The organism is Nocardioides sp. Kera G14, from assembly GCF_020715565.1.
Classification (GTDB): Bacteria; Actinomycetota; Actinomycetes; order Propionibacteriales; family Nocardioidaceae; genus Nocardioides.
Map to the genome: position 1 here is coordinate 1,655,798 of NZ_CP085839.1, position 23,339 is coordinate 1,679,136.

The 23,339-nt window shown below is 70.2% G+C and carries 24 protein-coding genes and 1 tRNA gene; all 25 read right to left on the bottom strand.

The features are described 5' to 3' along the window. Positions 1–17 precede the first annotated feature (17 nt). Entirely contained in the window at positions 18–350 is a 333-nt protein-coding gene (locus tag LH076_RS08170; protein ID WP_227783482.1) for a small basic family protein, read from the bottom strand. After that, positions 347–1,219, bottom strand: a complete 873-nt coding sequence (locus LH076_RS08175; protein WP_227783483.1) for a DUF881 domain-containing protein — start codon at positions 1,217–1,219, stop codon at positions 347–349. The genes LH076_RS08170 and LH076_RS08175 overlap by 4 nt, the downstream gene beginning before the upstream one ends. Beyond that, entirely contained in the window at positions 1,216–1,611 is a 396-nt protein-coding gene (locus LH076_RS08180; RefSeq protein WP_227783484.1) for a CDP-alcohol phosphatidyltransferase family protein, read from the bottom strand. Before LH076_RS08180 ends, LH076_RS08175 begins: the two co-directional genes overlap by 4 nt. Further along, positions 1,608–2,660 (bottom strand): hemolysin family protein, encoded by a 1,053-nt coding sequence (locus tag LH076_RS08185; protein ID WP_227783485.1) that lies wholly within the window; start codon positions 2,658–2,660, stop codon positions 1,608–1,610. The genes LH076_RS08180 and LH076_RS08185 overlap by 4 nt, the downstream gene beginning before the upstream one ends. Next, positions 2,657–3,991, bottom strand: coding sequence for a hemolysin family protein (locus tag LH076_RS08190; RefSeq protein ID WP_227783486.1), 1,335 nt, complete (start codon positions 3,989–3,991; stop codon positions 2,657–2,659). The genes LH076_RS08185 and LH076_RS08190 overlap by 4 nt, the downstream gene beginning before the upstream one ends. A 48-nt stretch (positions 3,992–4,039) precedes the next feature. After that, positions 4,040–5,191: a phospholipase D-like domain-containing protein gene (locus tag LH076_RS08195; RefSeq protein WP_227783487.1), complete on the bottom strand. Its 1,152-nt coding sequence runs from the start codon at positions 5,189–5,191 to the stop codon at positions 4,040–4,042. 97 nt (positions 5,192–5,288) lie between these two features. Beyond that, a complete protein-coding gene (locus tag LH076_RS08200) occupies positions 5,289–6,755 on the bottom strand; it encodes a tyrosine-protein phosphatase (RefSeq protein WP_227783488.1) in 1,467 nt (488 codons plus the stop codon). An 86-nt stretch (positions 6,756–6,841) separates the two neighbouring features. After that, positions 6,842–7,606 carry a group I intron-associated PD-(D/E)XK endonuclease gene (locus LH076_RS08205; RefSeq protein ID WP_227783489.1) on the bottom strand — a complete coding sequence of 255 codons (765 nt, stop codon included), beginning with the start codon at positions 7,604–7,606 and terminating at the stop codon, positions 6,842–6,844. A gap of 48 nt (positions 7,607–7,654) precedes the next feature. Beyond that, a tRNA-Pro gene (locus LH076_RS08210) sits at positions 7,655–7,728 on the bottom strand. Between the two features lie 68 nt (positions 7,729–7,796). After that, on the bottom strand, positions 7,797–9,188 hold the full coding sequence (gene der, locus LH076_RS08215) for a ribosome biogenesis GTPase Der (protein ID WP_227783490.1): 1,392 nt from the start codon (positions 9,186–9,188) through the stop codon (positions 7,797–7,799). Beyond that, positions 9,188–9,877 (bottom strand): lysophospholipid acyltransferase family protein, encoded by a 690-nt coding sequence (locus tag LH076_RS08220; protein WP_227783491.1) that lies wholly within the window; start codon positions 9,875–9,877, stop codon positions 9,188–9,190. Before LH076_RS08220 ends, der begins: the two co-directional genes overlap by 1 nt. Continuing rightward, a complete protein-coding gene (cmk, locus tag LH076_RS08225; RefSeq protein WP_227783492.1) occupies positions 9,874–10,563 on the bottom strand; it encodes a (d)CMP kinase in 690 nt (229 codons plus the stop codon). The genes LH076_RS08220 and cmk overlap by 4 nt, the downstream gene beginning before the upstream one ends. A gap of 20 nt (positions 10,564–10,583) precedes the next feature. Beyond that, a complete protein-coding gene (locus tag LH076_RS08230) occupies positions 10,584–11,645 on the bottom strand; it encodes a prephenate dehydrogenase (protein WP_227783493.1) in 1,062 nt (353 codons plus the stop codon). After that, positions 11,642–12,010, bottom strand: coding sequence for a chorismate mutase (gene aroH / locus LH076_RS08235; protein ID WP_227783494.1), 369 nt, complete (start codon positions 12,008–12,010; stop codon positions 11,642–11,644). Before aroH ends, LH076_RS08230 begins: the two co-directional genes overlap by 4 nt. 25 nt (positions 12,011–12,035) lie before the next feature. Next, positions 12,036–12,785, bottom strand: a complete 750-nt coding sequence (locus LH076_RS08240) for a pseudouridine synthase (RefSeq protein ID WP_227783495.1) — start codon at positions 12,783–12,785, stop codon at positions 12,036–12,038. Further along, positions 12,778–13,401 carry an SMC-Scp complex subunit ScpB gene (scpB, locus tag LH076_RS08245; RefSeq protein WP_227783496.1) on the bottom strand — a complete coding sequence of 208 codons (624 nt, stop codon included), beginning with the start codon at positions 13,399–13,401 and terminating at the stop codon, positions 12,778–12,780. Before scpB ends, LH076_RS08240 begins: the two co-directional genes overlap by 8 nt. Further along, positions 13,394–14,293 (bottom strand): segregation and condensation protein A, encoded by a 900-nt coding sequence (locus LH076_RS08250; protein WP_227783497.1) that lies wholly within the window; start codon positions 14,291–14,293, stop codon positions 13,394–13,396. Before LH076_RS08250 ends, scpB begins: the two co-directional genes overlap by 8 nt. Beyond that, positions 14,290–14,604 (bottom strand): hypothetical protein, encoded by a 315-nt coding sequence (locus tag LH076_RS08255; RefSeq protein ID WP_227783498.1) that lies wholly within the window; start codon positions 14,602–14,604, stop codon positions 14,290–14,292. The genes LH076_RS08250 and LH076_RS08255 overlap by 4 nt, the downstream gene beginning before the upstream one ends. After that, a complete protein-coding gene (locus LH076_RS08260) occupies positions 14,586–15,434 on the bottom strand; it encodes a ParA family protein (protein WP_415753288.1) in 849 nt (282 codons plus the stop codon). The genes LH076_RS08255 and LH076_RS08260 overlap by 19 nt, the downstream gene beginning before the upstream one ends. Before the next feature lie 72 nt (positions 15,435–15,506). Further along, positions 15,507–18,107 (bottom strand): DEAD/DEAH box helicase, encoded by a 2,601-nt coding sequence (locus LH076_RS08265; protein WP_227783499.1) that lies wholly within the window; start codon positions 18,105–18,107, stop codon positions 15,507–15,509. Continuing rightward, on the bottom strand, positions 18,107–19,033 hold the full coding sequence (gene xerD, locus LH076_RS08270; protein ID WP_227783500.1) for a site-specific tyrosine recombinase XerD: 927 nt from the start codon (positions 19,031–19,033) through the stop codon (positions 18,107–18,109). The genes LH076_RS08265 and xerD overlap by 1 nt, the downstream gene beginning before the upstream one ends. A 7-nt stretch (positions 19,034–19,040) precedes the next feature. Next, the gene (locus LH076_RS08275; RefSeq protein WP_227783501.1) at positions 19,041–19,619 is read right to left on the bottom strand and encodes an NUDIX domain-containing protein; all 579 of its coding nucleotides are present in this window, start codon (positions 19,617–19,619) and stop codon (positions 19,041–19,043) included. Beyond that, a complete protein-coding gene (locus tag LH076_RS08280; RefSeq protein ID WP_227783502.1) occupies positions 19,619–21,331 on the bottom strand; it encodes a CTP synthase in 1,713 nt (570 codons plus the stop codon). Before LH076_RS08280 ends, LH076_RS08275 begins: the two co-directional genes overlap by 1 nt. An 11-nt stretch (positions 21,332–21,342) precedes the next feature. Continuing rightward, complete coding sequence (locus LH076_RS08285; protein ID WP_227783503.1) at positions 21,343–22,194, bottom strand: copper transporter; 852 nt, start codon at positions 22,192–22,194, stop codon at positions 21,343–21,345. Continuing rightward, positions 22,194–23,333 (bottom strand): putative cytokinetic ring protein SteA, encoded by a 1,140-nt coding sequence (gene steA, locus LH076_RS08290; protein ID WP_227783504.1) that lies wholly within the window; start codon positions 23,331–23,333, stop codon positions 22,194–22,196. The genes LH076_RS08285 and steA overlap by 1 nt, the downstream gene beginning before the upstream one ends. Between the last annotated feature and the right edge of the window lie 6 nt (positions 23,334–23,339).

The window sequence follows — 23,339 nt, forward strand, 5'->3', positions numbered from 1 at the left end:
GCACTCAGACATGGCACTCACGCATGGAAGATGTGGCGCCGGATGGCCGCGACGTTGGAGAAGATCCGGATGCCGAGCACGACGATGACGCCCGTCGAGAGCTGCCCGCCGACGCCGAGCTTGTCGCCCATGAAGACGATGCCGGCGGCGATGACGACGTTACTGAGGAAGGAGACGACGAACACCTTGTCGTCGAAGATGCCGTCGAGGAAGGCGCGCAGGCCACCGAAGACGGCGTCGAGCGCGGCAACGACCGCGATGGGCAGGTAGGGCTCGAGGCCGACCGGCACGTCGGGCCGGAAGATCAGCCCGAGCACGACCCCGGCCACGAGACCGAGGGCGGCGATCACTGGTTCTCCTGGGGGTCGGTCGACTTGGGCCGGCGGGACAACGGCTGGGCGTCGTGCACGACCAGCCGGGATTCTGCGGCAGCGGGAATGCGCAGACGGCTCACATTCTGCACGGTCAGGCCGAGTCCGACGCCACCGACCACGGCTTGGAAGGCGGCACCTGCGGTCGAGTCCTCGAGTCGGGCCCTGAGCGTGGCTGCGTTGCCGATCGCCTGGACGACGTACGGAGGCGAGAGGGACACCCCGTAGGACAGCTCGGCACCGTAGAAGCGGACGACGTCTGCGGAGTTGCGGAAGGCGCTCAGGGCGGTCAGACGCTGGCCGTTGACGTCGATGGCGGTGGCGCCACCGCGCCACAACGCCGTCGTCAGCAGCGCCAGGTCGTCGTCGCGGACGAGGCCGCCGGATCCCGCGTCCGGGTTGTACTTGACGGTGATGCGGACTCCGGCGCCGGTGGCCGGGGACCACCCTGCGGAGGCGGCCAGAGGGGCACGCCGCGCCTGCACCTGGGTCAGCTGGGTACCGAGTGCACGTAGCGCGGTGTCACCGGCGGCGATGGCGCTGCGGAGCTGTGCGATCCGCTCCTGCTGGTCTGCGACGACTTCCCGGCGCTGGTTGATCCGCGAGATCAGCTGCTCGCGACCGGCTGAGGTGACGTCGGCGTTGCGGGCGGTCTGGACCGCGGCCACCGCAAGCAGCAGTCCGAAGGCGATGATCGCCGCGCCGGTCGCAAGGTGGCGACTCCCCTCGTGGACGGGGCGGCTGCCCTCGGCGCGCTGGCGGGCGACCAGCTGATAGTCCTCGTCGAGCGACTGCTGGGTGATCAGTGCCAGGAGGGGGGTCGTGACCCGCACGGGCAGCTCGGTCACACCGCGCCCGCCCGGTCCCGACGGGGTGCGATCAACCGCTGCAGGTCGCGGGTGTGGCCGGCCAGGCTCGCCCACGACAGGCCGAGTCCCCACCACGCGGCGGCCCAGCCGAAGACCCGGGCCAGTACCGCTACGGCACCGTCTCCGGTGGCGGGGGCGATGAGTGCCAGGCCCACCAGGAGGAGGCCGCCGGCGACCGGCGCCACCGGGTCGTGCCGCACCGGCTCGTCGGTGCGCAGCCTGCGGAGTGCGATGACCCCGCCCATGGCGAGATCACGAGCGACGATGAGCGCGGTGAACCACCATGGGAGCCGGTCGGTCGCGCTCATGATCACGGCCGCGAGGATCAGCAGGACACGAAGGCCCACGAGCCAGCTCAACGATCGCGTCATGGCGTCAGCGTAGTGTCGCCGTGCGCTGCGTCGCGGATCTCACCCACGAGCTCCTCGATGACGTCCTCGAGGGTCGCGACGCCGAGCGTGCGGCCCTCGTGGTCGACGACGCGGGCCATGTGGGCGCCCCGTCGCTGGAGCGTCTCGAGGGCCTCGTGCAGCGAGTCGTCGGGGTGCACGGAGGCGAGCGGCCGGATCCACTTGGGGTCGATCGGACGGGCACGGCGTTCTGCGTCGGGCTCGAGCACGTCCTTGATGTGCAGGTAACCGACGAGGTCGCCGCCCTCGAGGACGGGAAAGCGACTGAAACCGGTCGCGCCGCAGCGTTCCTCGACCTCGGCGCCGGAGGCACCGCGCGGGACGGTCGTCAGCCGGTCGATCGGCAGCACGATCGCGCTCACGCTCTTCTCGGTGAAGCCGAGGGCGCCGGAGAGGCGGTCGTACTCGTCGGCCTCGAGCAGGCCCTCGCCATGGGACTCCTCGACCAGCACCGCCACCTGCTCGAGGGTGTACGTCGACTCCAACTCCTCCTTGCGCTCGATGCGCAGGAGCCGGAGCGTGAGCGACGCGATCGCGTCGAGCGCCACGATGAGCGGCCGGAGGACGCGGACGATCTGGAGCATCGCCGGGCCGAGGATGAGCACCGCACGCTCCGGCCCGGCGAGGGTGACGTTCTTCGGGACCATCTCGCCCAGCACCACGTGGAAGAAGGCCACCACCGCAAGGGCCACCACGAAGGAGATCGGGTGGAGCAGCCCGTGCGGTGCATGCACGGCGTCGAGCACGGGCTCCACGAGCTTGGAGACCGAGGGCTCTGCCACGGCACCCAGCAGGACCGAGCAGACCGTCACTCCGAGCTGGATGCCGGCGACCATGGACGAGATCTGCTCCATCGCCTGCAGCGTGAGCCTCGCCAGCGCGGAGCCCTCCTGGGCGAGCGGCTCGATCTGGCTGCGGCGCGAGGAGATCAGCGCGAACTCGGTGGCCACGAAGAAGGCGTTGCCGAGCAGGAGCAGGACGGTCAGGAGGAGACCCACGGGCGCGCTCATCGCTGCCCCTCCTCGCCGGACTCGTCGGACTCCTCGGCGACGGGGAGGCGCAGCGCGACCCGGTCGACGCGGAGGCCGTCCATGTGCTCGACCGTGAGGGTGGCCAGACGTTCGCGCGGCGTGTCGGGGTCGGAGCGGTCCGGGACCGCCACCTCGGCGACCTCACCCTTGACCGGGACCTTGCCGAGTATCCGCATGACCAGACCACCCACCGTGTCGTAGTCGTCGCCCTCGGGGAGTGCGACACCTGTGAGGTCCTCGACCTCGTCGGGACGGAGGAGGCCGCTCAACGACCAGGAGCCATCGCGACGCAGCCGGGCCTGGGCGCTGATCGAGTCGTGCTCGTCGGCGATGTCACCGACGATCTCCTCGATCACGTCCTCGAGGGTGACGATCCCGGCCTGGCCGCCGTACTCGTCGAGGACGACCGCCAGCTGGAAGCCCTCGCTGCGCAGCAGCGCGAGCAGCGGGTCGAGCCGGAGCGAGTCGGGCACGACGACCGGCTTCGCCATCAGGTGCTTGACCCGGACCGTCGAGCGCTCATGCACCGGCAGCGCCACCGCGTTCTTGACGTGGACGGTCCCGACGACGGTGTCGTGCTCGTCGAGCACCGGGAATCGCGAGTGCCCGGTGCGGCGCGTGAGGTCGATGATCGCCTCTGCCCGGTCACCCTCCTCGAGGCTGTGCGTCCGCATGCGCGGCGTCATGATCTCGCCTGCCGTGCGGGTGCCGAACTCCACGGCGCGCTCCATGAGCTCGGCCGCATCGGCGTCGAGGACACCCTCGTCGGCGCTCCGCTGGATCAGGCTCGCAAGCTCGGTGGAGCTGCGTGCCGATCGCAGCTCCTCCTGCGGTTCGACCCCCAGTCGACGTACGAGGGCGTTGGCGGAACCGTTGAGCAGGCGGATCGGCAGGACGTTGACGGCGGTGAAGATCCGCAGGAACCGCTGGGTCGCGGTCGCGGTGCGCAGCGGGAGCGAGAGGGCGATGTTCTTGGGCACGAGTTCGCCGAAGACCATCGTCAGGACGGTCGACACGACGAGGCCGAGGAGCACCGCGAGGGCCGGGTTGGGGATGAAGCCGGCGACGGCGGGTTCGGCCAAGAAGCCGATGCCGAGGTTGGTGAGCGTGATGCCCAGCTGCGCGCCCGAGAGGTGGGTCGAGAGGCGTGTGAGTGCGACCTTGACGCCGGCGGCGCCGCGATCGCCGGACGCCGCGCCAGCGTCGACCGCTCCGCGGTCCACGGTCACGAGTGCGAACTCGGCCGCCACGAAGATGCCGCACAGGGCGATCAGGGCCAGCGCGAGCAGGAGGAGCAGGACGTCGGTCATGGGTGGGGCCACTCTAGTGCCCGGCGCTCGACGCGCCCGCCGACCGGCTCAGTCGCGGATCGGGTCACACTCCGCGGTCGGGAGGCCCTGGCGTCGACGTACCTCCTCGAAAGCGGTCAGGTACTCGTCGTAGAGGGACTCCCCCTCGAGGCCGAGAACGGCCTCGTCGTCGGTCGTCCCCTGTGAGGTCCAGTTGTCCGACCCCAACCACGTCCACCAGGTACGCCGACCGTGATCGATCCACGTCGCCGCCATGTCCTTGGCGTGGGTGTAGGTGTGGTCGGCGAAGCAGGCCGACTGCAGCCGGACGCCGGCGGCCGCCATCGCTGGCTGGATGAGCGGGTCGACCCAGGGGCCGGTGAGCAGGGTGATCCGAGTTCCGGCGGCGGCCATGGTGGCGAGGCGTCTCGCGATCCATTCGCCGCGCGGTCCCCACATCGAGTACATCTCGATGGAGATCGTGGTGGACGGCCCTGTGGGGATGGCCGCGAGACGCTTCATCGCCGGATCGCGCCCGAGGGTCGGGTTGTCGAACGGCATGAAGTACGCCTCCCAGTCCGAACCCTGCATCTCCACGAGCGGCTCGACCGGCGTCCGTTGCGCATGCTGGGCGGCGAAGACGGTGCTGAAGGCGCTCCACAGCTCCGCGTCCCCGCTGATCTCCCACATGTGCGCGTAGGCATAGCGGTCCGAGCGCTCGGAGGTGTTGTAGGAGCCGGTGAGGATCACCCACTGCCGTCCACCCGATCTGCTGAACCGCCACGTCTTCTGGTGCGTGAGACCCGCATCACCGCGAGCGGCACCGACCGAGCGCTGGCCCCAACTGCCCTCCTCACCGTGGTGCTCGAGGAAGCTGATCAGGCCGTTGCCCGACTGCCGCGCGAGACCGTTGCCGGCGAGCAGGACGTGCACGCGCACGCCCCGACGTACGGCGTAGCTGAGCGCATCGGCCACACGCGAGCTGGCGATGAAGTAGGTGACGACGTCGATCTCCTCGCCCTCCGGAGTGCCGTCGATGAGTTCGACGAGGCGGTCGGAGATCCAATGCGGGGCCCGGATCGGATCGCTCGTCAGGAGCTCGACCGTCCGCTGCGGATGGTCCCGGCTGTCCGGGTCGTTCATCAGGTACGCGTGTGCGGGAGGTGTCGTCAGCATGCCGACCACGAGGGCCAGCCCGAGGATGCGGTGTGAGAATCGCATGGCGTCTGTGACGCTAGGGCTCACATTCCGCCGGTACGTGAGGCGCGTGGAACGCGTCGTACGACGTCAGGTGAACACTCCGACATGCGGGAGAGGGTCAGCGGGCGATCCGGACCGATCTGCTGGTCGCGCTCGCCGAGACCGCGCCGGCCGTGGCCGCGGTGATGCGCAGCGCGACCTTCTTGCCCTTGAGCGACTTCGTGACCCGGAGGCGCGCCTTGGTCGCGCCCCGGATGGCACGCCCGTTGGCGAGCCACTGGTAGCTGAGCGTCGCCCCCGCCGGGCGCGTGGCCAGGCCGCTGAGCGTCGAGCCGACCTTGCCCTTCCCCTTGATCCTCGGCGCCCCGACGACGAGGTGCGGCGAGACCGACCCGCCGGCGGACGGGATCGGCGACCCCGTGAGGAGCTTGGCCCGCAGGGCGGCGATGTCCGAGGCGGTGAAGCCGAGGCCCTTGGTGAAGTAGCCCTCGATGGTGCCGTACTCCTGCGCGACGCGGTCGAGTCCGGCCTGGAGGTACTCCGCGCGGACCTCCATCATCGGGGTGTAGATGGCCTTGGCGGCGTCGGCGGCCGCGGTGGCCGCGGCCTCGGTCGCACCCTGGGCGAGGTAGCCGTCGTGGGTCTGCTGCCAGACGTAGTTGAGGGTGGCGGTGCCGGTGGTCTTGAAGTAGTACTCGTTGCTGAGCAGGTAGTCCTTCATGACCGTGTCGGCGGGAACTCCCAGCAGCGTGAGCAGCGCGGCCGAGGCCCAGCCGGTGCGGTCCTTGCCGGCGGTGCAGTGGTAGAGGCTCGGCCCCGCTGCGCTCTGGATGCCGTGGAACAGGGTCTGGTACGACGTCACCGCGGACGGCGCGTCGACCATCATGATCTCCGCCTGCTTCATCAGCTCGACCGCATCAGCGGGCGAGGTCAGGTTCGACGTCGTGACGCTCGTCCCGTCACCGAGAACGTTGACCGACACCCGCGTGGCGCCTGCCGGGACGTAGTCGGGCTTACTGGTGACCTCCGCCGTGGTGCGGAAGTCGTAGACCGTCGTGAGACCGAGACCGTCCAATGCCGCCTTCGTCGCGCTGCTGAGGCTGGTGGACATCTCCTGGCCTCGCAGGACGACGCCCTCCTTGACCCACTGTCCGGTGACGGTGCGGTAGCCGCCCGCGTCACGGAGGTTGGGGTCTTCGGCGAGGTCGAGGCTGCGCGCGGTCAGCACGAGTGGGGCGCCGTACGACGGGACGAGCTTGATCCAGGGGCGGCTGGCGCTCGTGATCGTCACCGCGCCGGTGGCATGGCTGTCCGTCACCGTGGCTTGGGCCGGAAAGGTGTCAGGGGCACTGCCGACGTACACCTGCACCGAGGTGACACCTGCAGGGGCGGCCCAGGAGACCGTCCAGTCCGAGCCGCCGATCCTGGTGACGTCGGCGGCGGTGAAGGGAATGACTCCGGCGTTCGCGGCGCTCGTTGCGAAAGGCGCCGCGGCATCGGCGGGAGCAGCGAGCGGGGCCGCCAAGACGGCGGCTGTGGCGAGGGACGCGAGGAGTGCGCGCGTGCGCGGCGGGGAGATGATCACGCCGCGCGACTCTGGACCGGTCCGCCCTACGGCAGGTGAACGCCCGGCGCGGCCGGCTCGAACAATCTGGCAACGTCTGCCGTAAGTCAGCCCGCGGACTCGGCAGCAGCGCTCCCCACGAACTCCGCCAGGCGTGCCACCCGGAATTCTGCGTAGGCAGACAGGCGAAGCTCCTGGAGGCCGCCGACCGAGCGACTCGGGATCAGGTACATCCCGAGGTCGCCGTCGATGACGAAGAAGTGGTCGATCTCGTCCGGGTCGTACGTGAGGTTCGAACGTTCGGCTGTGGAGAGCCGCACGACCCACGAGCCGTCGACGGCGTACGTCGTCGTCTTGACCTGCACGCGAAGCAGCCGCTCTCCCACGCCGAGGAGAAGGTCATACCGCGCCGGCTCGAGCGGCCACGAGACCGCACATCCGCGGAGCGAGAACCACGCCGCAGCCAGCATCGGCCCCGAGCGCGACAGATGCGCCTTGTCCGCAACGAGGTCCAACGGTTCGGCACCGTCGGGAGCGACTCGGCCGAAGTGCTCCATCGGGAGGCCGAGTCGCAGCGCATGGCCCTTGATCGTCGACGTGCTGGAGCCGCCCGCGAGGCCGAGATGCGCGGCGACCTCCGACCAGTTGCCGCTCGATGCCACGGCCTCTCGGAGCTGAGCATCGGACCATCGACGCTGGCCGGTGAAGTGGTCGTAGTCCAGTCCCAGCTCATCGGCCGTCCGGCGTACCGACCGCATCTGGGCCGCGGAAGTGGCGGCCAGGCCGAGCTCCCGAAGAACGCCGCGCCACGACCGGGCAACTGCGACGGCAGCAGCGAGCTCGGAGTCCGTATAACGGCGAACGCGCGACATCTGCGGCATTCTACCGCTTGATGTCGCGCGTTTGCGCTCGGATTCCGGTCGGGCTGACAGGATTTGAACCTGCGGCCCCTAGACCCCCAGTCTAGTGCGCTACCAAACTGCGCCACAGCCCGCCGTTCAGACGCGTACGTCTGAGCGAGATGGAACATTAGCGCACCGTTTCCGAGCGCGCCGAATCGGGTCAGCGCCTGCGCTTCTCGCGCACGCGCTGCTCGAGGACGATCGGCGTGCCGACGAAGCCGAAGGTCTCCCGCAGGCGCCGCTCGATGAACCGCTCGTAGGAGGCGTCGAGCTTGCCGGAGGTGAAGAGCACGAAGGTAGGAGGGGCGGCCGAGACCTGGGTGCCGAAGAGGACCTTGGGCTGCTTGCCGCTGCGGACCGGGTGCGGGTGCTCGGCGACGAGACGGCCGAGGAACGTGTTGAGTGCACCGGTGCCGACGCGCGTCTCCCACCCCTCGAGTGCCTTGTCGAGGGCCGGGACGAGCCGGTCGATGTGCCAGCCGGTGCGCGCGGTGATGTTGATCCGCGGCGCCCACTGCACCTGCACCAGGTCGCGCTCGATCTCGCGCTCGATGAAGTGGCGGCGCTCCTCGTCGACGAGGTCCCACTTGTTGAAGGCGATGACGAGCGCACGACCGGCCTCGCGGACGGTCTGGAGGATGCGGACGTCCTGCTCGGCGAGCGGCTGGGAGGCGTCGAGGACGAGCACGGCCACCTCGGCGCGGTCGATGGCCGTGGTGGTGCGCAGCGAGGCGTAGTACTCGTGGCCGCTGGCCTCCTTGACTCGCTTGCGGATGCCGGCGGTATCGATGAAGCGCCAGGTGCGGCCGCCGAAGTCGATCAACTCGTCCACGGGGTCGACGGTCGTGCCGGCGACGTTGTCGACGACGACGCGCTCCTCCCGCGCGAGCTTGTTGAGCAGGGAGGACTTGCCGACGTTGGGCCGGCCGACGAGGGCGATCCGGCGTGGACCGCCGAGTGGGTTGCCCTCGAGGACCGGCGGCGGCTCGGGCAGGGCCTTGAGTACGGCGTCGAGCAGGTCACCCGTGCCACGACCGTGCATCGCGGAGATCGGCATCGGCTCACCCAGGCCGAGGTTCCACAGCAGCAGCGCCTCGGCCTCGCCACGCTCGTCGTCGACCTTGTTGGCCGCGAGCACGACCGGCTTGCCCGACTTGCGCAGCACGCGGACGACGCCCTCGTCGGCGTCCGTGATGCCGACCTTGGCATCGACGACGAAGAGGACGGCGTCGGCGAGCGAGATCGCGATCTCGGCCTGCTGCGCGATGCGTGCGGCCATGCCCTTGGCGTCGAGGTCCCAGCCGCCGGTGTCCACGACGGTGAAGGCGCGACCGTTCCACTCGGCGTCGTACGAGACGCGGTCGCGGGTCACGCCGGGGACGTCCTCGACGACGGCTTCACGTCGGCCGATGATCCGGTTGACGAGGCTGGACTTGCCGACGTTGGGCCGGCCGACGACGGCCAGCACTGGCACGGGGCCGCGGGGTACGTCCTCGCCGAAGTCACCGAAGTCGTTCAGGTCGGTGAAGTCGCCCTTGTAGTCGTCGCTCATCAGTCCTCCGGAACAGGCAGTGGCCCGGGCAGCGTGAGCCCGGTGGCGGCCATCGTGGCCGCGAGGTGGGCCAGCAGGTGCTTGTGCACGTGATCGGTGGCCTCACGGACATTCTCCCGCGTCCGGGGCCAATTCACCTGATCGAGGACGAGCGGCGCCCCGAAGACCATGTCGATCCGCGTGCCGCGGGGCGGCACCCAGTTGCTGCCCTTGCCCGGCGCGCGGGTCCCGAAGAAGAGCAGCGGCACGATCGGTGCACCGGTCACGAGGCCGAGGTAGGCGGCCCCGTTGTAGAAGGTCGTCAGCCCCCCGGCACCGCGCGTGCCCTCGGGGAAGATGCCCACGGCACGCCCCGCTTCGAGCGTCGCGAGGCTCGCGCGTACGGCAGCGCGGTCCGGATGGAAACGGTCCAGGCGGATCTGGCCGGTCTGCGTCAGGAACGCACCACCGACGCCGTGGAACATCTCCTCCTTGGTCAGCGCATGCACCGGCCGGGGCGACATGATCGCCATGAGCGGGCCGTCCATCACCCCGATGTGGTTGGCCGCCACGATCACCGGCCCGGTCGCGGGGAATCCGCCCGGCTCGACGTGGAGGTCCCAGTAGTGCCGCAGCAGCGACCGTGCCGACGGCCGCAGCGGCGAGTCGAGCAGATAGCGACGCGGAGGGCCCGCGACCCGTCCGCTCACGCCTGGCTGGTCAGCTCGACGGCGAGCTGGACGACCTGGTCGATCGCCTGCTCCAGCGTGATGTGGGTCGTGTCGAGGTGGACCGCGCCGTCGGCCTGCACCAGCGGGGCCGTCGTACGACCGGAGTCGATGACGTCGCGGGCCTCCAGCGACGCCTTGGTGGCTGCGATGCTGGCGTCGTCCGATGAGCCGACTTCGGCGGCGCGGCGCGTGGCACGGGCCGAGGGGTCGGCTGAGACGTAGAGCTTGAGGTCGGCCTCGGGCCAGACGACCGAGCCGATGTCGCGGCCCTCGACCACGATGCCGGGGCCGGTGAGCGCCTCGCGGATGATGCCGCGCTGCAGCTCGAGCAGGCGTGCACGTACGGCGGGCACGGCGCTGACGGGAGAGACCGAGCCGTTCACCTCGTCGGTCCGGATCTCACGCGAGACGTCGGTGCCGTCGAGCGTGATCGTCGGGCCGTTGGGATCGGTGCCCGACATGATGACGGGCTTGTCCGCAGCGGCCGCCACGGCGTCCGCGTCGTGTACGTCGACGTCGTTGCTGAGCATCCACCAGGTCATGGCCCGGAACTGTGCGCCGGTGTCGAGGTAGCGCAGGCCGAGGCGGTCGGCGACTCCCCGCGACGTGCTCGACTTGCCGGATCCGGACGTGCCGTCGACGGCGACAACGAGGGGCGTACTCACGGGCCGCAAGCCTAATGGTGCTAGCGGTGCGAGACCCAGCCGCGGGATTCCAGTGCGGGCAGGAGGTCGTCGGCAAGGGCGTCGTCGACGACGAGCTCGACCACACCGACCGGACGGCCGGGGTCGTGGTCGATCCGCACGTCCTCGATGTTGACGCCGATCTCGCCGGCGTCGGCGAAGAGCCGGGCGAGGCTGCCGGGCTCGTCGGGCACGGCGACGAAGAGTGAGCGCATCGCGCGGGCGGGACCACCGTGCTTGGCGGGGATCGCGCGGGTCCCGTCGTTGCCGGTCGCGAGGATGCTCTGGAGGGTGGCACGATCCCCCCGCGTGACGGCGGCGATGAGGGTGTCGAGCTGGTCGCGTACTTCGGTCAGCAGCTCAGTGACCGCGTCCGCGTTTCCACCGACGATCTGGCTGTAGAGCGCAGGGTCGCCGCCGGCGACCCGCGTGACATCACGGACACCCTGACCGGACAGCGCCAGGTGGCCGTCCGGTGCCTCGGCCAGACGGCCCGCGGTGAGTGCGGCCATCAGGTGCGGGACGTGGCTGATCCGGGCGACCGCCCGGTCATGCTCGGCGGGCGTCAGCTCGACCACCACTCCCCCGCAGAGCTCGGCGAGCTCACGGACGAGCGCGACGGCGGCCGGGTCCGAGCCGGCGTGCGGGGTGATCGCCCAAGGGCGACCGTCGAAGAGCGCGTCACTCGCGGCCAGCGGGCCGGAGCGCTCGTTGCCGGCCATCGGGTGACTGCCGACGTACCGGCCGGCGTCGGGGCGGGACGCGAGGGAGGCGAGCGGTGCCGCCTTGACGCTGCCCACATCGGTGACGACGGCGTCGCTGCCGTCGAGGGCGGAGGCGATCACGCCGCCCAGGTGGTCAGGGGGCACGGCCACGACGACGAGCTGCGGACGGTCGGCGGCGCTGCGGGCGCGGCCGGCCCCGAGGCCCGACGCCGTACGGACGTGGTCGGCGTCGACGTCGGTGAGGAGCACGTCGATCCCGGCACGGCGGCACGCGAGCGCGACCGACGTGCCGAGGAGCCCGACGCCGATGATCTCGACGGGCCCCACCAACCGGCTCATTGCGCCGAGGTCAGGTCGGGACGCAGCACGGTCGCGCCGTGGAGGTAGACGTGGGTGACGTCGGCCTTGCTCATGTCGGTCTCGACGTGCGCCATCAGTCGCACGGCTCGGGGCAGGCTGCCCTCGATCTCGAGCTCGCGCGCGCAGATCAGGGGTACGTCGGTCCACCCCAACGACCGCGCGGCGACGGCGGGAAAGGCCGAGTGCAGGTCGGCGGTCGCGGTGAAGAGGACCGAGACCACGTCGTCCTTGGTGAGCCCGTTGGCCTCCATCACGGCACTGAGCAGCTCGACGACGCGCTCATGCATGTGGGTCGACTCGTCGACATCGAGCTGGGTGGCACCACGGATCGCACGTACGGACACGGCGCTCACCTTAACGGGCGGCGGATCAGAGGGCGGCGCTGTCCAGCAGCGTGCCGAGCTCGTCCTGGGTGAGCTCGCGCATCTCCCCCGACTTCAGCCGGCCGAGCTTCACCGGACCGACCTGGATCCGGCTGAGCTGCGTCACGGGATGGCCGGTCTCGGCCAGGAGTCGGCGTACGACGTGCTTGCGACCGTCGTGGATGGTCAGCTCGACGATGGACTTGGCCGGGGTCGCCTCGATGATGCGGGCGCGGTGGACCTCGACCGGCCCGTCCTCGAGGACGACGCCCTCACGCAACTGCTTGATGATCCGCGGGAAGAGCTGACCTTCGACCTGTGCCACGTAGGTCTTCTCCACCTCGAAGGACGGGTGCGCGACCTTCTGTGCGAAGTCGCCGTCGTTGGTGAGCAGCAGGAGACCGGTGGTGTCGGTGTCGAGGCGGCCGACGTTGAAGAGCCGCTCCGGACGGACCCGGACGAACTCCTCGAGCGTGCGGGCGGCATGGGGGTCGCTCATCGTCGACGTCACTCCGCGCGGCTTGTGGAAGGCGAAGTAGACCTTGCCGCTCACCGGCGGGAGGCGCTTGCCAGCGACCCGGATCCTGTCCACGGCCGGGTCGATCTTGGTCCCGAGGCGGGTGACGACCTCGCCATTGACCTCGACCTCGCCGTCGAGCATCAGCTCCTCGCACTTCCGTCGGGACGCCACCCCCGACAGGGCTAGGAACTTCTGGAGGCGGATCAGGCCCTCGTCGTCCAGGGGCAGATCAGTCACCGGGAGCCTCCTCGGGCTGTGCGGGGCCGGCGGACATCTGGGCCAGCTCGTCCTCGAGGTCGTCCATCTCGGGCAGGTACGGCGCCAGCTCGGGCAGTTCGTCGAGGCTGGTGACCCCGATCCGCTCGAGGAAGTAGCTCGTGGTGCGGTAGAGGTGGGCGCCGGTCTCCTTGTCGGTGCCGGCCTCCTCGACCAGCCCGCGCGTGAGCAGCGTGCGCATCACGCCGTCGACGTTGACGCCTCGGATCGCGCTCACCCGGGCGCGGGACACGGGCTGGCGGTAGGCGACGACGGCGAGCGTCTCGAGCGCGGCCTGCGTGAGCCGCGCCTGCTGGCCCTCGAGCACGAAGCCCTCGACGACGTGGGCGAACTCGTCGCGGGTGTAGAACCGCCAGCCGCCCGCGACGTTGCGCAGGTCGAAGCCACGACCCTGGTCGGCGTACTCCTGCGAGAGGGCGGCGAGCGCGCCGGCGACCTCGTCGGCGGGATGGCCGACGGCCGTGGCGAGCGTGGCGACGTCGAGCGGCTGGTCGGCGACCATGAGCACCGCCTCGAGCGCGGGGCGAAGGTCGGCCAGCGGGATGGCGAGGGACTCCCCTTCCACCTGGTCAGTCATCGTTCTCCTCGTGGGTGGTCGGCTCGGGCAGTGGTGGGGCGCCGTCGAACTCGTCGATGACCACGGCGTCGAGGGCGACCTCAGCAGTCTCGTCGTCCCCGGTCCACCGGACGGTGAGCTCGCCGAGTGGGGACACCTGGTCGAACCCGACCACACCCTCCCGGAAGAGCTCGAGCAGGCTGAGGAACCTCGCGACGGTCGTGAGCGTGTCCGGCGAGTCGCCGACGAGCGCACGGAAGGTGAGCGTGCCCGAGCGGCGGAGCCGGTCCACGACGATGCCGGCCTGCTCGCGCACGCTCACGGCCGGAGCGTGGATGTGGTGGAGGGTCAGCTCGGGCGGACCGGGCTTGGGCGCGAGGGCCTTGGCCGCCAGCTCGGCGAACTGTTCGAGCCCGATGCCGATGAGCACCTCGGGCAGCAGGGTCGCGAAACGCTCCTCGAGCCCGACCGCCCGCGGGAACCTCCGGGACTCCGCGGCCAGGCGCTGGTCGAGCACCGTCGCCACCTGCTTGAAGGCCTTGTACTGCAGCAGTCGCGCGAAGAGTAGGTCCCGCGCCTCCAGCAGGGCGAGGTCCTCCTCGTCCTCCACGTCGCCACTGGGAAGGAGTCGCGCGGCCTTGAGGTCGAGCAGGGTGGCGGCCACGAGGAGGAAGGACGACGTCTTCTCCAGGTCCCACTGGGCCGGGTTGTCGGCCGAGCCGCCTGCCTTGACGTGGGCGATGAACTCGTCGGTGACCGTGGCGAGCGAGACCTCGGTGATGTCGAGCTTGTGCTTGGAGATCAGGCTGAGCAGCAGGTCGAACGGGCCCTCGAAGTTCGAGAGCCGGACCTCGAAGCCGTGCTCGGGGGTGGCCCCTGGCTCAGCAGCGTCGACAGTCACGTCAACGGTCACGACTCGCGCAGGCGCTTCACGAGGGCGCTCTTGTCGCCCTTCGCGGCGAGCTCGGCGAGGACGATCGACACGGCCTCGCGGACGAGCCTCCCGCGGTCGACGGCGATCCCCTGCGAGCGGCGCAGTCCGATCCGGGCCTGCTCGATCTCGAGCAGCTCGTCGTCGGTGATGTAGACGGTCATCTTCGCGTCGTGCTTGACCCGACCGGACGGCTTCCTGTCGTCGGGAGCAGCCTCCTCCGGGGCAGGAGGCGCGGCGGTCGGACGGAAGAGGTCATCGGCCTTCGGCATACTCACGCGACGTGCTGCCATCGGGCGAGCACCTCCTTGGCGAGCTGGCGGTAGGCGGTGGCACCGGTGGAGTCGGAGGCGAACTCGGTGATCGGCTCGCCGGCGACGGTCGCGTCGGAGAACTTCACGGTGCGACGGATGACGGTGTGGAAGACGGTGTCGCCCCACGCCTGGACGAGCGTCGCCATGACCTCGCGGCTGTGCAGGGTGCGGCCGTCGAACATGGTGCCGAGCAGTCCGTCGATGACCAGTTTGGGGTTGAGCCGCTTACGCACCCGTTCGATCGTGTCGGTGAGCAGCGCGACGCCTCGCAGCGCGAAGTACTCGGTCTCCAGCGGCACGATGACCGAGTCCGACGCGGTGAGGGCGTTGACCGTGAGGAGGCCGAGCGAGGGCTGGCAGTCGATCAGGATGACGTCGTACTCGGGCAGTGCCTCGGTGAGCTTGTCCTTGAGCACCTGCTCGCGCCCGACCTCGGTGACGAGCTGGATCTCCGCGCCGGCCAGGTCGATCACCGCGGGGAGGATGTCCATCCCGTCGATCGACGTGGGGCGGACGATGTCCTTCCAGGTCACGTCGGAGTCCATCAGCATGTCGTACGTCGACACCTCGATCTCGTTCGGATCGAGCCCCACGCCGACCGACAGCGAGCCCTGCGGGTCGAGGTCGACCAGGAGGACGCGGCGACCGAACTCGACGAGCGAGGCACCGAGGTTGATGGTCGTCGTGGTCTTGCCGACGCCGCCCTTCTGGTTGCACATGGCGACGACGCGGGCCGGGCCGTGACTGGTGAGCGGGGTCGGCTCCGGGATGTTCGGCATCGGCCGTCCGGTGGGACCAAGCTCGGTCAAGGCAGCACTCACTTCTCTTGTCTGGTGGGCGGGAGACCTCGGGCGAGACTAGAACCCCGAGGTGAACGAAGACTAGTCGAGACGGCGCATCGCCTCGACGGTGAGGACCGGCTCCCCGAGCTCGTCGGTCAGGTCCAGGTCGGCGACCGCGTCGATCACCCAGTCGTGGTGGCCCGCCGGGTCGGCGAGGGTCTGGCGGAAGCGCCGCAGCCGCTGTCCGTCCTCGACGACGTCCTCCCACGTCAGGAAGCGCGGGCCGCGAGCGTCGCCGTCGAGGATGACGTCGTCGTGGTCCTCGAAGTAGGCCTCGAGCGCCCGGTCCCAGTCGCGGTGGGTCATGACAGGCTCACGCGGAGGGTCGAAGCGCACGGCGTCGACGCCGTCGAGCTCGGCCAGGGCGGCGACCTTGTCGTAGGCGACGAGCTCGACCCGGCGCCACAGCGCGTTGCGCACCATGACGGCGAAGGCCGGCTGGGCACTGAGAGGACGGGGTGGCGGAGGTGGGGCGTGATGCGCGACGGCCTCGGGCGCGTGGGCGGGATCGGCCAACGCCTGCCACTCGTCGAGCAGTGAGGAGTCGACCTGGTGGATCGTCTCCCCCAGCCACTCCACCAGCTCGTCGAGCTGGTCGGAGTGGTGTGCCTGCGGGACGGTGTGGACGAGCGCCTTGTAGGCATCGGTCAGGTAGCGGAGCACCAGGCCCTCGGAGCGAGCGAGACCGAAGCGTGCGACGAAGTCGTTGAACCCCATCCCCTGCTCCCACATCATCCGCACGATCGACTTGGGCTCCAACGCGTCGTCGGGCAGCCAGGGATGCGGGGCACGGTAGAGCTCGAAGAGCGGCTCGAGGTGCTCGGCGAGCGGTCGCGGCCACGTCACCTGGTCGGCCAACGCCATCCGCTCCTCGTACTCCACGCCGTCGGCCTTGAGGTTGGCGATCAGCTCGCCCCGGGCCGCGTGCTGCTGCGCGAAGAGGATCTGCCGCGGCCCCTCCAGGGTCGCCTCGATCACGGACAGCACATCCAAGTGATACGTCGGGACCGCTGGATCCTCCGGGTCCAGCGTCTCCAGCACCTCCAGCGCGAAGTGGGACAACGGCTGGTTGAGCGCGAAGTCCGGCGGCAGCGCATCGGTGACGACGTAGCGACGCCCGAACTCGTCGAGCTCGTCGAGCCGCTGCACCACGCCGGAGGCCACCAGCGAGCGGGTCAGTCGGAGCGCGCGGCGGGCGAGGCGGAGCTGCGTCCGGCGTGGCTCATGGTTCTCCATGAGCAGCCGCCGCATCACGGCGAAGGCGTCCTCCTCCCGGGAGAGGACGTTGAGCAGCATGGCGTGGTCGACCTTCATCCGGCTGACCAGCGGCTCGGGCTCTCCCGCTACGAGCTTGTCGAAGGTCGCCTCGGTCCACACGACCGAGCCCTCGGGTGCCTTCTTGAGGTGCGCCTTCGAGCTGCGACCCCTCGCCCGCTGGGAATCGGTCAAGGCGGCGTTCTTCGCGGCCGCCTTCGCCTTGGCCTTCTTGTTCTCGATGACGTGCTCGGGTGCCTGCACCACGACCGAGCCGACGGTGTCGAAGCCCGCCCGGCCGGCACGTCCTGCGATCTGGAGGAACTCACGGGTCCGCAGTGTGCGCATCCGGCTGCCGTCGTACTTGGCGAGGGCGGTGAAGAGGACGGTACGGATCGGGACGTTGATGCCGACGCCGAGGGTGTCCGTGCCACAGACCACGCGGAGCAGACCCGCCTGTGCGAGCTGCTCGACCAGCCGGCGATAGCGCGGCAGCATGCCGGCGTGGTGGACGCCGATGCCCGCACGGAGCAGCTTCGAGAGGGTCTTCCCGAAGCCGGCACCGAAGTGCACCGGCACGAGGCGGGCCTTGAGCTCCGCGATCCGCTCGGCGGTCGCGCCGGCCGACACCCATGCGGCGCCGAGGAGCGACGTGGCATGTTCGACGGCGGCGGCCTGGGTGAAGTGGACGACGTAGACCGGCCCTTGGCCCGTCGTGACCAACTCCTCAAGCGTGTCTGCGAGCGGCTCGAGGGACCAGGAGAACGTCAGCGGCACCGGACGCTCAGCGTCGTCGACCAGTTGGACGTCGCGCCCGGTCCGCGCCGTCAGATCAGAAGCGATCGCCGACGTGTCGCCGAGGGTGGCGGACATGAGCAGGAACTGCGCCTGCGGCAGTTCGAGCAGCGGCACCTGCCACGCCCAGCCCCGATCGGGCTCGCCGTAGTAGTGGAACTCGTCCATCACGACGAGCCCCACATCGGCATGACGACCCTCGCGGAGGGCGAGGTTGGCCAGCACCTCCGCGGTGCAGCAGATGATCGGCGCGTCCGCGTTGACCGATGCGTCGCCGGTCAGCATGCCGACGTTGTCGGCTCCGAAGGTGTCGCAGAGGTCGAAGAACTTCTCACTGACAAGCGCCTTGATGGGCGCGGTGTAGAAGCTGACCCGATCGGTCGCGAGCGCAGCCGCGTGGGCCGCGATGGCGACGAGCGACTTCCCCGATCCGGTCGGCGTCGCGAGGATGACATGGTCACCAGAGAGGAGCGCCAGTGTGGCCTCCTCCTGGTGCGGGTAGAGACTCAGCCCGCGGGCGGAGGCGAAGGCGGTGACGGAGTCGAGCACGGCCTCGGGGCTGGCGCCCGCGGCGGGCCAGGCGTGCGTCATCAGCGTGCCCTCGGGTGCGCGGTCGCGAAGACCTCGCGGAGGTTGTCGACGGTGACCATCGTGTAGATCTGGGTCGTCGTCACCGACGCGTGACCGAGCAGCTCCTGGACGACGCGCACATCCGCGCCACCGTCGAGCAGGTGCGTGGCGAACGAGTGCCGCATGGTGTGCGGCGAGACGTCACGCGTGACGCCGGCACGTTCGGCCGTGCGGGTGAGGACCGTCCACGCGGACTGGCGCGAGAGCCGACCGCCGCGGGCGTTGAGGAAGAGCGCTCCCCCACTGCCCCGTCGATCCGTCGCGCCGGCGGCGAGCTCGGGTCGACCGCGTACGAGCCAGGCATCGAGCGCCGCGCTGGCGAAGGAGCCCAACGGCACCAGCCGCTCCTTGCCGCCCTTGCCGCGCAGCAGCACGGTGCCGTCGACGAGATCCAGGTCATCCACATCGAGACCGACGGCCTCGGAGATCCGGGCGCCGGTGCCGTAGAGGACCTCGAGCAGCGCCTTGTCCCGCAGTCCGAGCGTCGTCTCCACGTCCACCGCCCCGAGGATCGCCTCCACGTCGGAGAGCGGCAGCGCCTTCGGCAACCGCTTGGCCGGCCGCGGAGGACGTACGCCGGCGGCGGGGTCACTCGTCGCGAGGCCGTCGGCCAGCGCGAACTTGTGGAAGCCGCGCACCGCGACGATCATTCGCGCGGTCGAGGTGGTGCTGAGCGGCGGGTGATCGGCATCGCCCTCGCGCAGCCGCACCTGGTAGTCGGTGAGGGTCGACTCGGAGATCGTGTCGAGGTCATCGATGCCGGCCCCCGCGAGGAAGTCCAGGTAGCGGCCGACATCGCGGCGGTATGCCGCCAGCGTGTTCGCCGACAGGCCACGCTCGACCGTGAGGTGGTCCAGCCACACGCGGACCGCCTTGGACGGCACCATCAGACGCTCACACCACGCCGCGCCTGGACATCACGTTGTAGGCGAGGACACCCGTGATGAGCGCGCCGTCATTCACCCGCCCCGAGACGACGTCATCGAGGAGTTCGGTGAACTGCACCCACTCCGTCGTGAGGTCGGCCTCCTCGTGCAGCATCTCGAAGTCGCCGCGCGGCGCCGGCGAGAGCCCTCTCGCGAGGTAGATGTGGAAGCGCTCGTCAGTGAGCCCCGGTGAGGTGTTGTAGCTGACGAGGTGGTCCCAGCGCTCGGCGGCGTACTCCGCCTCCTCCTGCAGCTCCCGTTTCGCCGTGTCGAGCGGGTCCTCGCCCTCGTGGTCGATGACCCCGGCGGGGAGCTGGATCATCCGTTTGCCGACGGCGTGGCGGTACTGCGAGATCACGAGCACCCGGTGCTCATCGTCAACCGCCAGCACCATCGCGGCGCCGGGGTGGGTGACGATCAGGCGCTCGAACGGGTCGCCGCCCTCGGGCCGGGTGATCTCGTCCTTGCGTACGCCGACGACCCAGTCGTCCTTATGGATCGTGGTGGTGCCGAGCACCGGCCAGGACTCGTCGCGATCGCTGACCATCAGGCGACCGGAGCCTCAAGCGGCTCGTCGGCCTCCGGCTCACGGTAGAGACTCGGGTCGTCGATGAGGCGCTGCTCCTTCTGTCGGGCGATCGCGGCCCCCACCAATCCCTTGAAGAGCGGGTGCGGGCGGGTCGGGCGCGACTTGAGCTCCGGATGGGCCTGGGTCGAGACGTAATAGGGGTGCACCTGCCGGGGCAGCTCGACGAACTCGACGAGGTTGTTGTCCGGGCTGGTGCCTGAGAAGACCAGGCCGGCCTCCTCGAGCTGGTTACGGTAGGAGTTGTTGACCTCGTAGCGATGACGGTGCCGCTCCTGGATCAGCGCCTCGCCGTCGTACGTCGCACGCACGACGCTGCCCTCCTTGAGCGCGGCCGGGTAGGCGCCGAGGCGCATCGTGCCGCCGAGGTCACCCGCACCCTCGACGAAGGCGAGCTGCTCGGCGATCGTCGCGATGACCGGCTCGGGCGTCTCCGGGTCGAACTCCGTCGAACCGGCCTTCTCCAGGCCGAGGACCTCACGGGAGTACTCGATCACCATGCACTGCAGCCCGAGGCAGATGCCGAGCGTCGGGATGCCGTGGGTGCGGGCGTAGGTCAACGCGCCGAGCTTGCCCTCGAGGCCGCGGACGCCGAAGCCACCGGGCACCAGGACCGCGTCGACGTCACCGAGGTTCTTGGCAGCACCGGCGGGCGTCGCGCACTCGTCGGACGGGATCCAGCGGATGTTGACCTTCGCCTCGTGGGCGAACCCGCCGGCCTTGAGCGCCTCAGCCACCGACAGGTAGGCGTCGGGCAGGTCGATGTACTTGCCGACCAGGGCGACGTCGACCTCCTCCTTGGGGTGGTGGACCTTGCGGAGCAGGTCATCCCACACCGACCAGTCGACGTCACGGAAGGGGAGGCCGAGCTTGCGGACGACGTACGCGTCCAGGCCCTCGCGGTGCAGGACCTTCGGGATGTCGTAGATGCTCGGCGCGTCGGCGGCGGTGACGACGGCCTCGTCGTCGACGTCGCACATGAGCGCGATCTTCGACTTGATCGACTGGGGCAGCTCGCGGTCGGCCCGGCACACGATCGCGTCGGGCTGGATGCCGATCTGCCGCAGCGCCATCACCGAGTGCTGCGTGGGCTTGGTCTTGAGCTCCTTGGACGGGCCGATGTACGGCACGAGGGAGACGTGGACGAAGAAGACGTTGTCGCGGCCGAGCTTCTGGCGGACCTGGCGCGCCGACTCGAGGAACGGCAGCGACTCGATGTCGCCGACAGTGCCGCCGATCTCGGTGATGCAGACGTCGATGTCGGGGCCGTGCATGGCGAGGATCCGGTCGCTGATCTCGTTGGTGATGTGCGGGATCACCTGCACCGTCTCGCCGAGGTAGTCGCCGCGGCGCTCCTTGGCGATCACGTTGGAGTAGACCTGACCGGTCGTCACGTTGGCATGCCCGACGAGGTCGACGTCGAGGAAGCGCTCGTAGTGGCCGATGTCCAGGTCGGTCTCGGCGCCGTCGTTGGTGACGAACACCTCACCGTGCTGGAACGGGTTCATTGTCCCGGGGTCGACGTTGAGGTACGGGTCGAGCTTCTGCATCGTCACGCGGAGACCGCGCGAGCGGAGGAGCCGGCCGAGACTGGACGCCGTCAGGCCCTTCCCGAGGGAGGAGGCGACGCCTCCGGTGACGAATACGTGCTTCGTGTTGGGCGCCGACCTCATGGACCTCGATCCTATCCCAGAGGGGCCGGACCGTCCGAACCGGACGCGCCGAATGCCCCACCAGGACTGGTGATCTGACGTGCCAGCAGCAGCGTCGTGGCGACAGCGCCGCCCGCCGTCTCGTTGCCGTCGAAGGTGCCCACGGCGAGCTTGGCGTCGCGGACCGCGGCGACGTCACCGTCGTTGGTGTCGCCACTGACCACGAGCCCATGGGCCTGCCCGGCCAGGCCGGTGATCAGGCCGGTGAGGATGGCGTCCTCGACGTTCGTCCCCGTGAGCACGACGGTCAGCGTGCCGAGGTTGCCGGCCGGCTCGGCGGCGACGAGGTCACCGGTCGTGAGGCTGGAGCGGATCGTCACCGCCCCCGGGCCCGGGGCGGCCGGAGCGGCCGTGGTGGTGAGGGCCGAGCCCAGCAGCGCCCCCATCCGCGGGTACGTCGTCAGCGACTGCACCGCCGGCCCGCCGACCTGATCGACCAACTGGCTGCCGAGCGAGTCGACCAGCTGCTTGGAGTCGACGGCGGTCATCCCCTCGGTCAGCGCGGTCGTGCTGGCCACCGCGCCACCGGCGGCGGTGATGTCGGCCGTCAAGGCCTTGACGGCCGAGCCGCTGGCGCCGGGGAGCGTGACGATCGCGACGCTCTGACCGGTGAGCTTTCCGGCCAGCGCCGTGCGGGCCAAGCCGGTGATGACCGCAGCGTCGACCGGGTCGGACACCGAGTCGGTCGTGCCCGTCGCCGCATCGGAGGCTGTCGGGTGGTCCGAGGCGGGGTCGTCGATCCTGTCGCCCAACGGCCCGGCACCCAGGCCGATGCCGACCGCCAGGGCCAGGAACAGCGCGACCAGTCCGAGGAGTAGCCGCATCAGAACCACCCCTGCACGGTGTCGAGCCAGGCCTGACCGATGGGCGTCGCAGCCGTCGCGATGGCGACCGCTCCCAGACCGGTCACCAGGGCGACGGCGACATGCCACGGTCGGATCCGACCGGTGTGGAGGAGGGCGACCGAGGCCGCGTCGACGTACCGCTCCCCCGCGACGAGGCGCGCGAGGAACGAGCCCGCGAGGCCGGGGCGCTGCTGGTCGAGGAAGTCGGCGAGCGTCGCCGGCAGGCCCGCGCCGACGATCAACCGAGCATCGCCTGCGTGGGCCAGCAGGAGGGCGACGTCGTCGCCGCCCGCGTGCGTGCTCACGACGTGGGGCGAGACGCCCACGCGCGCCAGCGATTCAAAGGACTCCGAGGGAGTATCCGGTCGCGTGACGAAGACGACGTCGCGCGCGGCGCGCAGCACCTTGGTCGCGGGCAGCCGCGTGGTCTGCGACAGGACGATCACGTCGGGCTCGATGCGGTGCGCGCGCAGGCGGTCGGAAGCACCGTCGACCGCGATGACCGCAGCCCGCTCCTGGCGGATGAAGGAGCGCAGATGCACCATCTCGGCCGGATGTGCCTGCCCGACCACGACCACCGGCCGCCCTGCCGTCCGGGTGGAGAGCCGCGGCAGACCGTCGCGCTCGAGCAGGACGTCGAGATCCCGGCGTACCAGCTCGGCGGCGTTGTGGGTGAACGTCTCCAGGTGGACGGCCAGTCCCTGCTGGGCCCGTGACATCGCGGCCCGGACGTCGTCGGCGTCGACCTCACGCCCGGCGACGACCATCTGCTCACCGAGGCTGATCCGGCCGCCCTCGACGTGGATCAGCTCGGGGTTGTCCGCCAGCCGGGCGTACGCCGACTGGCCGATGCCCTCCACGAGCGGGATGCCCGCCTCGGCCAGCACGAGTGGCCCGAGGTTGGCGTAGCGCCCGGAGATCATCGGCTGCGCGTTGACCACGCAGACGACTCCGGCTCGGACGAGCGCCTCGGCCGTGGGACGGTCGAGATCACAGTGGTCGATGACGGCGATGTCGCCCTCGCTCAGTCGAGGCAGGAGCGCCCTCGTGGGGCGCCCGACACGAGCGGGACCGGTCACGCCGAGTGGGGTGGCGGCAGGCCGGGAAGAGATCTTCATAACCAC

What these genes read in the sequence shown, in the direction of transcription:
- LH076_RS08180 (WP_227783484.1), bottom strand. Translation starts at nt 1,611, where the DNA reads ATGACGCGATCGTTGAGCTGGCTCGTGGGCCTTCGTGTCCTGCTGATC.
- LH076_RS08185 (WP_227783485.1), bottom strand. Translation starts at nt 2,660, where the DNA reads ATGAGCGCGCCCGTGGGTCTCCTCCTGACCGTCCTGCTCCTGCTCGGC.
- LH076_RS08190 (WP_227783486.1), bottom strand. Translation starts at nt 3,991, where the DNA reads ATGACCGACGTCCTGCTCCTCCTGCTCGCGCTGGCCCTGATCGCCCTG.
- LH076_RS08195 (WP_227783487.1), bottom strand. Translation starts at nt 5,191, where the DNA reads ATGCGATTCTCACACCGCATCCTCGGGCTGGCCCTCGTGGTCGGCATG.
- LH076_RS08205 (WP_227783489.1), bottom strand. Translation starts at nt 7,606, where the DNA reads ATGTCGCGCGTTCGCCGTTATACGGACTCCGAGCTCGCTGCTGCCGTC.
- der (WP_227783490.1), bottom strand. Translation starts at nt 9,188, where the DNA reads ATGAGCGACGACTACAAGGGCGACTTCACCGACCTGAACGACTTCGGT.
- LH076_RS08230 (WP_227783493.1), bottom strand. Translation starts at nt 11,645, where the DNA reads ATGAGCCGGTTGGTGGGGCCCGTCGAGATCATCGGCGTCGGGCTCCTC.
- scpB (WP_227783496.1), bottom strand. Translation starts at nt 13,401, where the DNA reads ATGACTGACCAGGTGGAAGGGGAGTCCCTCGCCATCCCGCTGGCCGAC.
- LH076_RS08255 (WP_227783498.1), bottom strand. Translation starts at nt 14,604, where the DNA reads ATGGCAGCACGTCGCGTGAGTATGCCGAAGGCCGATGACCTCTTCCGT.
- LH076_RS08265 (WP_227783499.1), bottom strand. Translation starts at nt 18,107, where the DNA reads ATGACGCACGCCTGGCCCGCCGCGGGCGCCAGCCCCGAGGCCGTGCTC.
- xerD (WP_227783500.1), bottom strand. Translation starts at nt 19,033, where the DNA reads ATGGTGCCGTCCAAGGCGGTCCGCGTGTGGCTGGACCACCTCACGGTC.
- LH076_RS08275 (WP_227783501.1), bottom strand. Translation starts at nt 19,619, where the DNA reads ATGGTCAGCGATCGCGACGAGTCCTGGCCGGTGCTCGGCACCACCACG.
- LH076_RS08280 (WP_227783502.1), bottom strand. Translation starts at nt 21,331, where the DNA reads ATGAGGTCGGCGCCCAACACGAAGCACGTATTCGTCACCGGAGGCGTC.
- LH076_RS08285 (WP_227783503.1), bottom strand. Translation starts at nt 22,194, where the DNA reads ATGCGGCTACTCCTCGGACTGGTCGCGCTGTTCCTGGCCCTGGCGGTC.
- steA (WP_227783504.1), bottom strand. Translation starts at nt 23,333, where the DNA reads ATGAAGATCTCTTCCCGGCCTGCCGCCACCCCACTCGGCGTGACCGGT.